The sequence below is a fragment of the Luteimonas composti genome (genome assembly GCF_042678665.1).
Classification (GTDB): domain Bacteria; phylum Pseudomonadota; class Gammaproteobacteria; order Xanthomonadales; family Xanthomonadaceae; genus Luteimonas; species Luteimonas composti.
This window is the reverse complement of the sequence record NZ_JBHTKU010000001.1, coordinates 21,141-36,551: the sequence shown is the minus strand read 5'-3', so window position 1 is coordinate 36,551 and position 15,411 is coordinate 21,141. Positions and strand designations below refer to the sequence as shown.

The window sequence follows — 15,411 nt, the reverse complement described above, 5'->3', positions numbered from 1 at the left end:
TACAGGGACGGGTATCGATACCCCCGCAATTGTTATTTTTCGCGCATGTATCGCGTCGGTAGCATCGTTCCCGCATCGCCGTGACCGCCTGCGGGCGCGGCCGGACATTCCTTACACGGGCAGGATCGCCGACCGCATGAGCGCACCCAACAAGCCGGCACGCCGCAGCCAGCAGTGGTTCGGGCGCGACGGCAAGCAGGGCTTCTACTACCGCAGCTGGCTCAAGGGCCTGGGGCTGCCGCACGAGATGTTCGACGGCCGGCCGGTGATCGGCATCTGCAACACCTGGTCGGAGCTCACGCCCTGCAACAGCTCCTTCCGCGAGCTGGCCGAGCACGTCAAGCGCGGTGTGTACGAGGCCGGCGGCCTGCCGCTGGAGTTCCCGGTGATGTCGCTGGGCGAGACCCAGATCCGCCCGACCGCGATGCTGTTCCGCAACCTCGCCTCGATGGACGTGGAGGAATCGATCCGCGCCAATCCCATCGACGGCGTGGTGCTGCTGATGGGCTGCGACAAGACCACCCCCTCGCTGCTGATGGGCGCGGCCAGCGTGGACCTGCCGACGATCGGCGTGTCCGGCGGGCCTTCCCTGTCGGGCAACTGGCGCGGCAAGCCGGTGGGCTCGGGCACCGGCGTGATCGAGATGTCGGAGATGGTGCGCGCCGGCACCCTCAGCCAGGAGGAATTCAACGAGGCCGAGGCCTGCATGCAGCGCTCCAAGGGCAGCTGCATGACCATGGGCACGGCCTCGACGATGGCCTGCATGGTCGAGGCGATGGGCATGTCGCTGCCGGAAAACGCGGCCATTCCCGCGGTCGACGCGCGCCGCTTCCGGCTGGCGCACCTGTCGGGCCGCCGCGCGGTGGAAATGGTGCGCGAGGACCTGCGCATGTCGAAGGTGCTCACCCGCCAGGCCTTCGCCAACGCGATCCGCGCCAACGCGGCGATCGGCGGTTCGACCAACGCGGTGATCCACCTGCTGGCCATCGCCGGGCGCCTGGGCGTGCAGCTCACGCTCGACGACTGGGACGCGATCGGCTCGCGCCTGCCGTGCCTGGTCAACCTCAAGCCGTCGGGCCAGTACCTGATGGAGGATTTCTACTACGCCGGAGGGCTGCCGGCGGCGCTGCGCGAGATTTCCGCGCACCTCGACCTGGACGCGATGACGGTCAACGGCCGCACGCTGGGCGAGAACATCGCCGACGCGCCGTGCTGGAACCAAGACGTGATCCGGCCGCTGGCCGAGCCGCTTCGCCCCGAGGCCGGCATCGCCGTGCTGCGCGGCAACCTGGCGCCCGACGGCGCGGTGATCAAGCCATCGGCCGCCTCGCCGCACCTGCTGCGCCACCGCGGCCGCGCGGTGGTGTTCGAGGACATCGACGATTTCAAGGCGCGCATCGACGACGAGGCGCTGGAGGTCGACGCCGACAGCATCCTGGTGCTGAAGAACTGCGGCCCGCGCGGCTATCCGGGCATGGCCGAGGTCGGCAACATGCCGCTGCCGCCGAAGCTGCTGCGCCAGGGCGTCACCGACCTGGTGCGCATCTCCGACGCGCGCATGAGCGGCACCGCCTACGGCACCGTGGTGCTGCACGTCTCGCCCGAGGCGGCCGCAGGCGGGCCGCTGGCGCTGGTGCGCGAAGGCGACATCATCGAGCTGGACGTGGAAGCCCGCCGCCTGCACCTGGACGTGGCCGACGAGGAGCTGGCCCGGCGCCGCGCCGACTGGACGCCGCCGCCCGCGCCCGCGCGCGGCTGGAGCAAGCTCTACGTCGACCACGTGCAGCAGGCGCACCTGGGCGCCGACCTGGATTTCCTGGTGGGCGGCAGCGGCGACACCGTCGCCGGGGATTCGCACTGAGGCTTCGCGCTTCGCGCGCGTCCCGGTTGCTGCCGCCGGCCTGCCTGCGCGGGAGCCGCTGATGCACGAGCCGATCCAATCGCCGCAGCGCCGTCGCCTGCTCGCCGCCGCCGGCGCGGGACTGATGCTGCCGGCAGCCGGCGCCCTGCCCGGCTTCGCATCGGCAAGCCCTGGGGTCGCCGCCGTTCCCTTCCCGCTTGCGGACATACGCCTCTCCGATGGACCGTTCGCGCACGCGAACGCGCTCAACCGCCGCTACCTGGCCGCGCTCGACGTCGACCGCCTGCTCGCGCCGTATCGCATCGAGGCCGGCCTGCCCTCGCCCGCGCCGAAATATCCGAACTGGGAATCGATGGGCCTGGATGGCCATACCGCAGGCCACTACCTCTCGGCGCTCGCGCAACAGGCGGCGCAGGGCGACGACGAGCTGCGCCGGCGCCTGGACGCGATGGTGCAGGCGCTGGCCGAGGTGCAGGAAGCCAACGGCGATGGTTACCTGGGCGGCGTGCCCAACGGGCGCCGGCTGTGGGACCGCGTCGCCTCGGGTGCGTTCGAGGCCGAGGCCTTCTCGCTCGATGGCGCCTGGGTGCCGTTCTACAACCTGCACAAGATGTTCGCCGGCCTGCGCGATGCGCACCTGGTGGCCGGGAACGCGCGGGCGCGCGAGCTGCTGGTGCGCTTCGCCGACTGGTGCGGGGGACTCGTCGCCGGGCTCGACGACGACAGGCTGCAGCGCATCCTCGACACCGAACACGGCGGCATGAACGAGGTGCTGGCCGACGTGTCCGCCATCACCGGCGACCGGCGCTACCTGGCGCTGGCGCGGCGCTTCTGCCACCGCGCCATCCTCGATCCGCTGCTGCGCCGCGAGGACCGGCTCGATGGCCTGCACGCCAACACCCAGATTCCCAAGGTGATCGGCTTCGCGCGCATCGGCGAGCTCGACGACGAGCCGGCCTGGATCGATGCTGCCCGCTTTTTCTGGGAGACCGTGGCCCTGCGCCGCAGCGTCGCCTTCGGCGGCAACAGCGCACGCGAGCATTTCCATCCGGCCGATGATTTTTCGCCGATGCTGGCCTCGCGCGAGGGGCCGGAAACCTGCAACAGCTACAACATGCTCCGCCTGGCGGCGCTGCTGCATCGCCTGCGGCCCGATCCGCGCTACCCGGAGTTCCAGGAGCGCGTGCTGTTCAACCACATCCTCTCCACCCAGCATCCCGGGCATGGCGGCCTGGTCTACTTCACCCCGATCCGGCCGCGCCACTACCGCGTCTACTCGCAGCCGGAGCAGTGCTTCTGGTGCTGCGTGGGCACCGGCATGGAGAACCACGGCCGGCACGGCGCCTTCGTCTATGCGAAGGGCGAGGATGCGCTGGCGGTGAACCTGTATGTCGCATCGACCCTGCACTGGCGCGAGCGCGGCCTGGTGCTGCGGCAGGACACGGGATTTCCGGACGAAGCGGGCAGCCGCCTGCGCCTGCAGCTTGAGCGCCCGCAGGCATTCGCACTGCAGCTGCGCCACCCGCAATGGCTGCAGGGTCCCCTAGTGGTGCGCGTCAATGGCCGGCGCTGGCCGCTGGATTCGACGGCGGGCGGCATGGCGGTGGTCGCGCGGGACTGGCGGGACGGCGACGAGGTCGCCGTCGAGCTGCCGATGGCCACGCGGATCGAGAACCTGCCGGACGGCTCGGACTGGGTCGCGGTGATGCACGGGCCACTGACGCTGGCCGCGCGCACCGGCGCGGACGCCATCGAAGGCCTGGTGGCCGACGACGGCCGCGGCAGCCACATCGCGCCCGGGCCGTACCTGCCGCTGGACGGTGCGCCGATGCTGGTCGGCGAGCGCGCCGACCTGGCCAGGCACATCCGTCCCGTACCCGGCGAGCCGCTGGCCTTCGACGCGTCGGCGCTGATCCGTCCCGGTGCGTTCCGCACGCTGCGACTGGAGCCCCTCTTCCGCGTGCACGACGCGCGCTACATGGTCTACTGGCGCACCACCACGCCGGCGGAATATCCGGCCGTGGTGGCGGCGATCAAGGCGAGCGAGCGCGAACGCCAGGCGCTGGAGGCGCGCACGCTCGACCAGGTGCAGCCGGGCGAACAGCAGCCCGAGGTCGACCACGCCTACGAAGGGCGCGAGTCGAACACGGGCATGCTGATGGGCCGCGCCTGGCGCGATGCCGGCGCCTGGTTCGGCTACCGGTTGCGGGCCCACCGCGAAGCTGCCGGCGATGCGCCGCTCGCGCTGGCGCTCGAACTGTTCGGCGGCGACTGGAACGTCGCGATGGACGTCGAGGTCGCGGACCGCAGGCTGGCGACGGTGGACATCTCCGGGACGGGCACCGACGAATTCCGCCTGCGGCAGGTGGCGCTTCCGCCCGACCTGTCCGCGCTGGCGCGACGCGACGGTATCGCGGTTCGTTTCGTCGCGCGCGGCGGCCGCCGGACGCCACGACTGTTCGGTTTGCGCCTGCTGGAGGCGACGGGTGACTAGGCCATGGCGCTCAGTCGCCGGCCAGCGCTTCGCGCAGCAGCGCGCGGATCAACGGCTGGACCTGCGCGGCCTTCGTCGCGTCCCAGGCGAACGACGCCTCGTCCATGTACACGCGCTGGCTGATCTCCAGCTGCACCGCCTCGATGCCACGCGCGGGATCGGCGTAGTGGCGGGTGATGTGGCCGCCGCGGAAGCGCCCGTTGTGCACCCAGTCGTAGCGCGATTGCGCCGCCAGCGCCGCTTCCAGCCGCCGCCGCAGGCGCTCGCCCGCGCTGGCGCCGCCCGCGGTCCCGAGGTTGAGGTCGGGCAGGCGTCCTTCGAACAGGAACGGCAGCTCGCCGCGGATCGAATGGCCTTCCCACAGCACCACCCGGCCGTGCGCCGCATGCAGGCGTTCGAGTTCGCCGCGCAGCGCCTCGTGGTAGGGCCGCCAGTAGCGTTCCACCCGCGCGCGCACCTCGTCCTCGTCCGGCGCCTGACCGTCGAGATAGACCGGCCCGCCGTCGAAGCGCACCAGCGGGCACAGTCCGGTGGTGTTCTGGCCCGGGTACAGCGAGACGTCGTCCTCGCCGCGGTTGAGGTCGATCACGTAGCGCGAATGGCGCGGCACCAGCACCGAGGCGCCAAGTGCGCGCGCGAAGTCGTACAGGCGCGCGATGTGCCAGTCGGTGTCGGGCACGCGCCGCGCATCCGGCGTCAGCCGCGCGGCGATGCCGTCCGGCACCAGGGTGCCGTCGTGCGGCAGGCTGACCAGCAGCGGTGCGGTGCCGCGATGCAGGGTGTAGATGTCCATGACCCGGATTGTACGGGCGTGCGCCAGGCGCGGTCGCGGGACCCGCGCCACGAGGCGCAGTTCACGCGTGCCGACCTCCAACATGCCCCCCTCTTCGCGCCCAGTCCCTGGCGCTCCCTCGACCGGACTTTCCAATGAAACAGCTGTTGCTGATCCCCTGCCTCCTGCTGGCCGCCTGTTCCACCACCGCTCCGGCGCCCGGTGCCGCCGCCGCCAATCCGCTGTTCACCGATCGCCATACCGCCGACCCGGCGCCGCTGGTCGTAGGCGACACGCTCTACCTCTACGTCGGCCACGACATGGCCCGCGGCGACGAGATGTTCAACATCGTCGAATGGCGGGTGTATTCGACCACCGACATGGCCCGCTGGACCGACCACGGCGCGGTCATGAAGCCGACCGACTTCAAGTGGGCCAGCCGCGACGCCTGGGCCTCCCAGGCGATCGAGAAGGACGGGAAGTTCTACTTCTACACCACCGTCGAGCACGACCAGACCCGGCCGGGCAAGGCCATCGGCGTGGCGGTATCGGACAGCCCCACCGGCCCGTTCGTCGACGCGCGCGGCAGCGCCCTGGTGAGCAACGACATGACGCCGCAGGGCCCGCACACCTGGGACGACATCGACCCGACCGTGTTCATCGACGACGACGGCACGGCCTGGCTGATGTGGGGCAACGCCAACTTCTACTACGCGCGGCTCAAGCCGAACATGGTCGAACTCGATGGTCCGATCCTGCAGGCCGAACTGCCCAAGTACGTCGAAGGGCCGTGGGTACACAAGCGCGGCGACACCTACTACCTGACCTACGCCTCGATGGACAAGTCGGTGTCGGAGGACGAACTGGTCTCCTACGCCACCGCGCCGGCGATCACCGGCCCCTGGAAGTATCGCGGCGAGATCAGCGGCCCAGCGGAGAACAGCTTCACCATCCATCCGGGGATCGTGGAGTTCAAGGGCCAGTGGTATTTCTTCTACCACAACGGCGTGCTGACGGTGGGCGACCAGGGCGGCGCGCTCGGCCGCCGCGCGGTGGCGGTCGAACACCTGTACTACGACGCCGACGGCGGCATCGTGCCGATCGAGCACACCCGCGAGGGCGTGTCGGTGCCGCGCAGGCATTGAGACTCGGCGAACGGTCGCCGCCGGAGCCGGCGGCGGCACGCTGCACTCAGCGCATCAGCACCACTTCCTCGGCGCTGGTGGGATGGATCGCGACGGTATCGTGCAGGTCGGCCAGGGTGATGCCGCGCTTGAGCGCCACCGCGAAGCCCTGCAGGATCTCGTCGGCGCCCTCGCCCAGCAGGTGGATGCCGGCCACGCGCCGCTCCTCGCCCACGCACACCAGCTTGAACAGGCTGTGCTGCGGGCGATCGACCAGCGCCTGGCGCATCGGCCGGAACACGCTGCGGTATACGTGCACCGCGCCATCGCCATGCTGCTCGCGCGCCTGCGCCTCGGTCAGGCCCACGCCGGCCACGGGCGGATGCGAGAACACCACGGTGGGGATGTTGTCGTAGTCCAGGCGCGCCCCGGGCTGTCCGCCGAACACGCGATCCATGGCGCGACGCGCGGCGGCGATCGCCACCGGCGTCAGCGTCATCTTGCCGGTCACGTCGCCGACCGCGGCGATGTGCGGCACGCTGCTGCGCTGGCACGCATCCACCACGATGTCGCCGCGCGCATCCAGTTCCACGCCCGCCTCTTCCAGGCCGATGCCGCGGCTGTTGGCCACGCGCCCGGTGGCGAGGAACACGTGCGCGTACGCGTCGCTGGCGTTCCCGGCCGCGTCGCGCAGGCGCAGCGCGCCGGCCTCACCCTCGATCGCCGCGAGATCGAATCCGAAACGCAGGCCGATGCCCTGCTGGCGGTAGTTCTCCTGCAGGCGTTCCGCCAGTTCCGCATCGGCGTGGCTGAGCAGGCGCTGGCTGCGCGCATGGATGTCGACGCGGCAGCCCAGGGCCTGCAGCACGCCGGCCAGCTCCACGGCGATATAGCCACCGCCGACCAGGGCCACGCGGCCCGGCGGCGCGTGCAGGGCAAAGAAATCGTCGGAGACTTCCGCCAGTGCCGCGCCCGGCACGTCCGGCCGCTGCGGATGCGAACCGGTGGCGACCAGGATGTTGGCCGCGCGCAGGCGCGTGCCGTTCCCGCATTCCACCGTGTGCGCATCGAGCAGCCGGCCGCGCGAGGGCAGCAGCACGATGCCGTCACCGTCCAGGCGCCGGCGGTAGCTGGCGTGGATGCCGTGGATGTAGCGCTGGCGGCTGGCGACCAGGGTCGGCCAGTCCAGCGAGGCCGAGGCCGGCACGTCGAAACCGAGTTGCGAGGCCAGCGCGACGTGGTCGGCCAGCTCCGCGGCCAGCCACATCGCCTTTTTCGGCACGCAGCCGACGTTGACGCAGGTGCCGCCGAGTTCGCCCGGCTCGAGCAGGGCCACGCGCGCGCCATGCGCCGCGGCGCGGAAGGCGCCGGCCAGGCCCCCGCTGCCGCCGCCCAGCACCACCAGGTCGAAATCGAGATCCTGCCGGCTCATGCGAATCGCTCCGGGGAATACGGCACGGGGTCGAGGTGCGGCGGCTCGCCGGTCATCAACTCGGCCAGCAGGCGGCCGGTGGCAGGACTCATGCTCACGCCGAGCATGCCGTGGCCTGTCGCCAGCCACAGGTGCGGCTGCCCGGGCGCGCGCCCGATGATCGGCAGGTCGTCCCAGGACAGCGGCCGCCAGCCGTACCACTCCTCGCGCACCGCCTCCCCCACCGGCTGGCGCAGGTACTCGGCGGCGCCGCGCGCCAGCGCGTCGAGGCGGCGCCGGTTGAGCGTGGCGTCGTGGCCGGAGAACTCCATCGTGCTGCCCAGCCGGAAGCCGTCCTCCCACACCGTCACGCAGACTTTGCGCTCGAACAGCGTCATCGGCCGGCGAGGCACCAGCGCCGGACGCGAAAAGGTGATCGAGTAGCCCTTGCCCGGCTGCATCGCCTTGCGCAGCCAGCGCAACCGCAGCGACCGCGCCAGCAGCGGCGACCACGCCCCCGTCGCCAGCACGACCTCGCGCGCAAGGCGCTCGCCACGCGTGGTCTGCACGCGCATGCCATTGCCGTCGGGGCCGGCCGCCGAGGCCTGGCACCCGGTCTCGATCGTGCCGCCGGCCGCCAGCACCGCCTGCGCCAGTCCGGCGACATAGCGGTCCGGGCGCAGCTGCGCATCGCCGGGGTAATGCACCGCACCGACCACGCCGTCGAGCAGCGCCGGCTCCTGCGCGAGGTAGTCCCGGCCATCGATCACCTGCGATTCGATGCCCATCTCCGCCAGCGCCGGCAGCTGGCGCACATAGGCTTCCATCTGCGCCGCATCGCGGAACACGCAGTCGGCACCGGGTTCGGCGAATTCGCAGTCGATGCCGTGACCCGCGATCCAGTCGGGGAATGCGTCGCGCGAGGCGTTGAGGATGGCGGCGCGCGGCCGCGCCGACGCGTTCCAGTCGCGCGGATTGCAGCGCGCGGCGAAGCGCAGCATCCATTCCCAGAGCACCGGATCCAGGCGCGGGCGCACGTAGAACGGCGCGTCCGGCGTCAGCATCCAGCGCAGCGCCTTGGCCACGGTGCCCGGCGCATGGAGCGGGCCGGCGTGGCTGGGCGTAAGCGTGCCGCAGTTGCCGTGCGAACTGCCGCCGCCGACCCGGCCGGCGTCGATCACGCGGACGCTGCGGCCGCGTTCGAGCAGGCACAGCGCGGTGGCCAGGCCGGACACGCCGGCGCCGATGACGAGGATGTCGCTGCGTTCGGGCATCCGTGGAGTGTAACGGCCGCGCTGCGGCCGGCGGGCTCAGGCCAGCCGCATCGGCGGGCGCGCGCCGTAGGTGAACCAGCGCCACAGCCATTCCATGGGCCCGAAGCGATGGCGCGCCAGCCACCAGTGGCTGGCCAGCACCTGCAGCGCAAACACCACGAATACCAGCGCCACCTGGCCGGCGCGCCCGATCTGGCCGCCGAGTCCGAAACCGTAGCCATAGAACAGCGTGGAGGCGATGAGCGACTGCAGCAGGTAATTGGTCAGCGCCATGCGCCCGGCCGGCGCCAGACAGCCCAGCACGCGCGACAGGCCCGGAACCCCCAGGCCGAGCACCAGCAGCGCGAAGTAGCCCAGCGCCAGCGGCAGGCTGCCGAGCATCATCAGCCCGTTCGCCAGCAGCATCGGCCCCATCTCGCGCATGCCGTCGAAGCTGGTGCCCACCGACATCGCCATCAGCGCGAATACCGTGCCCACCGGCAGCGCGCACAGCGCCAGCCGCAGGTAGAAGCCGCGCTGCGAGGCGATGTCGTGCACGCGTCCGGACCGCACCAGCCAGGCGCCGAGCATGAACACGCCCAGCGCCATCGGCACCGTCATCACCAGGCCCTGCATGGCCACGCTGGCGAAGTCGCGCGCCCGCTGCGCCACCACGTCCAGGTAGCTGCCGTGGGCATACGCCTGGACGGCCCGGGCCGCGTCGGTTTCCATCTGCGCGGCCATCGCCGTCATTTCGCCGAGCTCATCGGCCGGCACCAGCGACAGCAGGCCGCCGCTGAACACGATCATCAGCGCCATGACGCCGTACAGCCCGATGCCGAGTACCAGGCGCGCGCGGCTGGAGATCTCGCCGAAGGCCAGCAGCAGCAGGCCGGTGATCGCGTAGGCATGGAGGATGTCGCCCGGCCACAGCAGCACGGCGTGCAGCACGCCGAAGCCCAGCAGCACCAGGCATCGCCACAGGTAGCGGCCGCGGAAGGCCGGGCCGTGGCCGCCGCGGCTGGACATCACCGCGAAGCCCATCCCGAACAGCAGCGAGAACAGCACCCAGAACTTGCCCGCGACGAAGGCGTGCACCGCCCAGGCGGCGGCATGGTCGATCCCGGTGGCCGAGGGATCGATGCCGGAACCCATTTCCTGCATCGGCCGGCCGAACCATTCGATGTTCATCAGGAAGATGCCCAGCAGCGCGAAGCCACGAACCACGTCCATGGCCTGGATGCGCTGGCCGGCATCGATGGGCGCGAAGGCGGGCGGCCCGCCAGGGCCGCGTTCGTGCAGCTGCGTCATTGGCGTCCCCTGTGCGTCGCACGCAAGGATCGCCGGAAACGGCCGCCGCCGCCAAGGACGGATACGCCTGGCCGAAGCGTCGCGGCGTCCAGCCGCTGGAAGCCGCTGCGCGAGGAGCGTCGCGCAGCGGCGGCAAGGTCAGTGCTGGTGGCCGCCTTCGCCGTGCACGTGGCCGTGCTCGATCTCGACCGGCTCGGCCTCGCGCACGTCCACGATCTCGATGTCGAAGTGCAGGTCCTTGCCGGCCATCGGGTGGTTGAGGTCGACATCGACCACGCTCATGCCCACCTTCTCCACGGTCACCGCGCGCGGGCCGAAGTTGGTGTTGAGCACCACCTGCTGGCCCGGCGCCAGCCGCTGCGCGCCGAAGTGCTTCTTGGGCACGCGCTGGGTGAGCCCGTCGCGGCGCTCGCCGTAGGCCTCGGCCGCCGGCACGTCCACGCCGAAGGACTCGCCGGCCTCGCGACCGTCGAGGGCCTTCTCCAGGCCCGGGATGATGTTGCCGTGGCCGACCAGGATCGCCAGCGGCTCGCCGCGCTCCTTCGACGACTCCAGCGCCGGCTGGCCGACTTCGGAGACGGTGTAGTGGAAACGGACGACGCGGTCTTTCTCGATCTTCATGGCGGCTCGCTGCGGGGCGCGGCGGTCGCCGCGGCTTGTCTGGAGGAAACCGCCCGGGCAGGATGCCGCGCATGACACCGCCACGCGAACGCTTCCTGCCGTCGGGCGACGGAGCCGGCCATTATCCGGACTCGGGCACGGCAACGCCAATCGGGGCCGGGCTCGCGCTGGTCGCCGCCGCCCTGCTGCTCGCCGCCTGCGGCGGCGGGGACGTCCGCCCCACCCCTCGCCCGGCCGCAACCGTGCCCGCGCGCGACTGGCCGGCGACCACGCCGGCCGATCCGGCCGCCGCCAATGCGGTGCTCATGCGCGCGATCAGCCTGGTCGGCACGCCCTACCGGTATGGCGGCAACACCCCGGAGGGCGGCTTCGACTGCAGCGGCCTGGTCAATTACGTGTTCCGGGACATGCTCGACCTGCGCCTGCCGCGCACCTCGCGTGAGCTGGCCAGCTACCAGGGGCCCAGGATCGAGCCCCACCGGCTGGCCACGGCCGACCTGGTCTTCTTCGGAAGCGGGAACCAGGTCACGCATGTGGGCATCTACGTGGGCGAGGGACGTTTTGTCCATGCCCCCAGCACGGGAGGCACCGTACGCCTCGATCATCTGGACGGAAGCTACTGGCGACGCCACTACAGCGGGGCCCGGCGCGTCCTGCAATGAACGGGGCGTTGCAATTTGTGAGCGGAATCACCCACTTGGACAGGTTTGTCTAACCCGCATTTAACATCACAACATCTTCACTCGGGCAAACTCCGCCGCTGTTCCGTTCCAAGTGAAGCCCGCGTGACGACAGCCAGCGCCCCGTCCGGCCGCACCATCCATCGCTCCCTTCCGGCCGGACCGGGCAAGATCGCAGCCCTCTGCGGTTGCCTGCTCGCCGCCAGCGCCCTCCCCGTCTTTGCCGGTCCCGGCCTTGCCGGCGACTCGGCCGACGCCCCGGGTCCCGCGTCCTCGGTCACTACCAACCTGGTCGCCGGCGCCATGCGGCCCGCCAGCCAGGACGTGCTGTTCGCCAGCGACGTCAACCAGCTGATCGCCGCCCAGGCGGCCCTGGCCCCCGCGGCGTCCGCGCCGAAGGAAGAGGGTCGGGTGCAGACCCTGGTCAAGCGCGGCTTGGCCCTGCTGGGGACCCCCTACCGCTGGGGCGGCAGCTCGCCGGAGGCCGGTTTCGACTGCAGCGGGCTGGTCGGCTACGTGTTCCGCACCGCCCTGGGCATCGACCTCCCGCGCGTCTCGCGCGAGATGGCGCAGGACGGCGAGAAGGTCGATCGCGGTTCCCTGGTGCCGGGCGACCTGGTGTTCTTCGGCCGTCGCGGCAAGCGTGTCGACCACGTCGGCATCTACATCGGCGAAGGCCGCTTCCTGCATGCCCCGCGTACCGGCCGCGACGTGACGGTTTCCCAGCTCGACACCGGCTACTGGGCCGGCAAGTTCCTGCAGGCGCGCCGCGTGGCGGGACTGGGCACCGAGAGCTGAGCCCCGCCGCCCCGATGTCTTCGGAAGGCCGCCTCCGGGCGGCCTTTTTGCTGGCGGGTGGGCGGCGAACGCGCCGAAGGCGCGCTGGGGCCACGCGGCGACCTGTCGCCCCCACCCCAACCCTCCCCCGCGGCGCGGGGGAGGGAGCAAATATTCGCGACCGTCGCCGCTCTGCCTTCTCCCTCCCCCGCAAGCGGGGGAAGGGAGTGAACACGGGCCCTCGCGGCACTGCCGTCTCCCTCCTTGGCCCGCGGAGGCGGCAGGGGACCCGGTCGCAAGGAGCGCGCGCCTTCGCGTCACGGGGCACAATGGGGCGATGTCAGATTCCCCCGTGTCCGCTCTTACCATCGCCGGTTCCGATTCGGGCGGCGGTGCCGGTATCCAGGCCGATCTCAAGGCGTTCGCCGCGCATGGCGTGCATGGCCTCTCCGCGATCGCTGCGCTCACCGCACAGCACACGCGCGGCGTCACCGCCGTGCACGTGCCGCCGGTCGACTTCCTGCGTGCGCAGATCGACGCCTGCTTCGAGGATTTCCACGTCGGTGCGGTCAAGCTCGGGATGCTGGCCACCGCCGAGGTGATCCGTGCCGTCGCCGACGCGCTGGACGCGTACGGACCGGTCCCGCTCGTCGTCGATCCGGTGATGGTCGCCACCTCCGGCGCCCGCCTGCTGGCCGAGGATGCACTGGAGGCACTACGCACTCGGCTGCTGCCGAAAGCCACCGTGCTCACCCCCAATATCCCCGAGGCCGAGCTGCTGTCCGGGCTGCGCATCGCCAGCCCCGCCGACGCGGAGCAGGCCCTGGCGCGGCTGCTGGCCACCGGATCGAAGGCGGTGCTGCTCAAGGGCGCCCACCTGGACGAGGGCGCGCTGGTGGTCGACCGCTATCGCGAGGCCACCGGCACCGGCACCACCACGTTCACCCACCCCCGCCTGCCGATCGAAGGCCACGGCACCGGATGCACCCTGGCCTCGGCCATCGCCGCCAACCTGTGCCTGGGCCTGACACCGGCGCAGGCGACTGCGGCAGCCGTGGACTACGTGGGACGCGCCCTGCGGCAGGGCTACCGGCCCGGGCGCGGCGAGGTGCGCGTGCTCGACCACATCGGCGCCCGGGGGCCGGAGGCGTGAACCCGCCCCCCGTCGCCAGCGAGCACGCTGTGCGCGCGGCCGACGGCCATGGCTGGCACCTGCTGGCATGCATCCCGCCGGCACCAAGGCGCAGCCTGCTCTGGCTGCCTGCCCTGGGCGTGGCGGCGCGCCACTACCTTCCCTTCGCCCAGGCGCTGGCCGCGCGCGGGGTCGCGGTGTTCGTGCACGAGTGGCGGGGTCACGGCAGCAGCACCCTGCGCGCGGGCCACGGGGTGGACTGGGGCTATCGCGAACTGCTGGTGCAGGACATCCCGGCGAGCCAGGCCGCGGTCGAGCGGATCCTGTCCGGAAGCCCGCCCCGCATCGTCGGCGGCCACAGCCTCGGCGGCCAGCTCGCCTGCTGCCGCCTGGCGCTGGCGCCGGGCGCGGCCGACGCGCTGTGGCTGGTCGCCAGCGGTGCGCCGTACTGGCGCGCGTTCCCCATGCCGCACCGCGCCTGGCTGCCGCTGGCGTACCGGTTCCTGCCGTGGCTGGCGCGGATCAACGGTGCCCTGCCCGGCCGCCGCATCGGCTTCGGTGGCAACGAGGCCGTGCAGGTGATCGACGACTGGGCCCGCACCGCCATCGGTGGGCGCTACGCGGCGGAGGGACTGGCCACCGACCTCGAGGCGGCCCTGGCCGGCGTGGTCAGGCCGGTCCACGCGCTGCTGCTGGCGCAGGACTGGCTGGCGCCGCGCGGGTCGCTGGATTTCCTGCTGGGCAAGATGCCCAGGGCCGCCGCACGCGTGGAGTGCCTCGACGCCGTTGCCGCCGGCACGCGGCCCGACCACTACGCCTGGATGCGGGAACCGGCCGGCGTCGCCGACCGGCTCTGCGCTCAGCTGGCGTAGCCGTCGGGGTTCATCGACTGCCAGCGCCAGGCGTCGCGGCACATCGCGTCCACGTCCAGCTCGGCGCGCCAGCCCAGCAGCGCATGCGCGCGCGCCGGATCGGCGTACACCTCGGCGACATCGCCCGGACGGCGGGCGACGATGGCATGCGGGATGCTGCGGCCGCTGGCGCGCTCGAACGCCTGCACCAGCTGCAGCACGCTCACCCCGGAGCCGGTGCCGAGGTTGACGGTGAACCCGGTGCCGGTGCGCGCCAGCGCGTCCAGCGCGTCGGCATGGGCGCGGGCCAGGTCGACCACGTGGATGTAGTCGCGGACGCCGCTGCCGTCGATCGTCGGCCAGTCGCCGCCGAACACGCTCAGGCGCTCGCGCCGGCCCACCGCGACCTGGCAGATGTAGGGCATCAGGTTGTTCGGGACGCCGCTCGGATCCTCGCCGATCAGTCCCGACGCATGCGCCCCGACCGGGTTGAAGTAGCGCAGGATGCCCGCCTGGAAACCCGGATCGGCGACGCACAGGTCGCCGATCAGCTGTTCCATCACCAGCTTGGTGCGGCCGTAGGGGTTGGTCACGCTGAGCGGCGCGTCCTCGTCCACCGGCACCCGTTCCGGGTCGCCGTAGACCGTGGCCGAGGAACTGAACACCAACCGCGACACCTGCGCATGCCGCATCGCCTGCAGCAGGTTGAGGGTCCCGGCGATGTTGTTGTCGAAGTAGTCGAGCGGGCGTTCGCAGGACTCGCCCACCGCCTTGAGCGCGGCGAAGTGGATGACCGCGTCGAAGCCGCCGCCGGCAAGCAGGCCGAAGGTGGCGTCGCGGTCGCGCAGGTCCACCCGGCAGAAGTCGAACGTCCGGCCCGTAATGGCCTGCAGCCGGTCGAGCACCTTCTCCGAACTGTTGCTCAGGTTGTCGGCGATCACCAGGTCGTGGCCGCGCGCGGCCAGTTCGACGCAGGTGTGGCTGCCGATGTAGCCGGTACCGCCGAAGACGAGGATGCGCATGCTGCAAGGTCCGGTGTGTGCCGGCGGCATTATCCGACACCTCGGCGCCGCGCGCGCTGGCCGCATGCGGGCGCATTCGACGTTCTGCCAAGTCGCGCCCCG

13 protein-coding genes are annotated in these 15,411 nt (G+C 71.7%); 7 read left to right on the top strand and 6 right to left on the bottom strand.

The genetic code is table 11. The features are described 5' to 3' along the window. Window positions 1–136 precede the first annotated feature (136 nt). Entirely contained in the window at window positions 137–1,861 is a 1,725-nt protein-coding gene (locus tag ACFQ2D_RS00160; protein ID WP_280941246.1) for an IlvD/Edd family dehydratase, read from the top strand. A 61-nt stretch (window positions 1,862–1,922) separates the two neighbouring features. After that, window positions 1,923–4,355 carry a glycoside hydrolase family 127 protein gene (locus tag ACFQ2D_RS00155; RefSeq protein ID WP_280941247.1) on the top strand — a complete coding sequence of 811 codons (2,433 nt, stop codon included), beginning with the start codon at window positions 1,923–1,925 and terminating at the stop codon, window positions 4,353–4,355. Window positions 4,356–4,365: 10 nt separating this feature from the next. On the opposite strand, the gene hutG is transcribed toward ACFQ2D_RS00155, so the two are convergent. Next, window positions 4,366–5,148: an N-formylglutamate deformylase gene (gene hutG / locus ACFQ2D_RS00150; protein ID WP_280941248.1), complete on the bottom strand. Its 783-nt coding sequence runs from the start codon at window positions 5,146–5,148 to the stop codon at window positions 4,366–4,368. A gap of 134 nt (window positions 5,149–5,282) precedes the next feature. On the opposite strand from hutG, the gene ACFQ2D_RS00145 reads away from it, so the two are divergent. Continuing rightward, complete coding sequence (locus ACFQ2D_RS00145; protein WP_280941249.1) at window positions 5,283–6,272, top strand: glycoside hydrolase family 43 protein; 990 nt, start codon at window positions 5,283–5,285, stop codon at window positions 6,270–6,272. 46 nt (window positions 6,273–6,318) lie between these two features. Here the strand turns inward: ACFQ2D_RS00145 and gorA are convergent, their stop codons facing one another. From gorA to ACFQ2D_RS00125, 4 genes are all read right to left on the bottom strand, one after another. Then, on the bottom strand, window positions 6,319–7,683 hold the full coding sequence (gorA, locus tag ACFQ2D_RS00140; RefSeq protein ID WP_280941250.1) for a glutathione-disulfide reductase: 1,365 nt from the start codon (window positions 7,681–7,683) through the stop codon (window positions 6,319–6,321). Beyond that, entirely contained in the window at window positions 7,680–8,936 is a 1,257-nt protein-coding gene (locus ACFQ2D_RS00135; RefSeq protein ID WP_280941251.1) for an NAD(P)/FAD-dependent oxidoreductase, read from the bottom strand. Before ACFQ2D_RS00135 ends, gorA begins: the two co-directional genes overlap by 4 nt. Window positions 8,937–8,972: 36 nt before the next feature. Then, window positions 8,973–10,226 carry a DUF418 domain-containing protein gene (locus ACFQ2D_RS00130; RefSeq protein WP_280941252.1) on the bottom strand — a complete coding sequence of 418 codons (1,254 nt, stop codon included), beginning with the start codon at window positions 10,224–10,226 and terminating at the stop codon, window positions 8,973–8,975. Window positions 10,227–10,364: 138 nt separating this feature from the next. After that, window positions 10,365–10,847 (bottom strand): FKBP-type peptidyl-prolyl cis-trans isomerase, encoded by a 483-nt coding sequence (locus ACFQ2D_RS00125; RefSeq protein WP_280941253.1) that lies wholly within the window; start codon window positions 10,845–10,847, stop codon window positions 10,365–10,367. 71 nt (window positions 10,848–10,918) lie between these two features. Here ACFQ2D_RS00125 and ACFQ2D_RS00120 point away from each other — a divergent pair, with 71 nt between their 5' ends. The 4 genes from ACFQ2D_RS00120 (at window position 10,919) to ACFQ2D_RS00105 (ending at window position 14,308) form a co-directional block, all read left to right on the top strand. Then, on the top strand, window positions 10,919–11,509 hold the full coding sequence (locus ACFQ2D_RS00120; RefSeq protein ID WP_280941254.1) for a C40 family peptidase: 591 nt from the start codon (window positions 10,919–10,921) through the stop codon (window positions 11,507–11,509). Between the two features lie 156 nt (window positions 11,510–11,665). After that, entirely contained in the window at window positions 11,666–12,325 is a 660-nt protein-coding gene (locus tag ACFQ2D_RS00115; RefSeq protein WP_386795539.1) for a C40 family peptidase, read from the top strand. Between the two features lie 316 nt (window positions 12,326–12,641). Next, window positions 12,642–13,457 carry a bifunctional hydroxymethylpyrimidine kinase/phosphomethylpyrimidine kinase gene (thiD, locus tag ACFQ2D_RS00110; protein WP_280941256.1) on the top strand — a complete coding sequence of 272 codons (816 nt, stop codon included), beginning with the start codon at window positions 12,642–12,644 and terminating at the stop codon, window positions 13,455–13,457. Next, the gene (locus tag ACFQ2D_RS00105) at window positions 13,454–14,308 is read left to right on the top strand and encodes an alpha/beta hydrolase family protein (RefSeq protein ID WP_280941257.1); all 855 of its coding nucleotides are present in this window, start codon (window positions 13,454–13,456) and stop codon (window positions 14,306–14,308) included. The genes thiD and ACFQ2D_RS00105 overlap by 4 nt, the downstream gene beginning before the upstream one ends. On the opposite strand, the gene galE is transcribed toward ACFQ2D_RS00105, so the two are convergent. Then, window positions 14,296–15,309, bottom strand: a complete 1,014-nt coding sequence (galE, locus tag ACFQ2D_RS00100) for a UDP-glucose 4-epimerase GalE (RefSeq protein WP_280941258.1) — start codon at window positions 15,307–15,309, stop codon at window positions 14,296–14,298. The genes ACFQ2D_RS00105 and galE overlap by 13 nt on opposite strands. Window positions 15,310–15,411 lie beyond the last annotated feature (102 nt).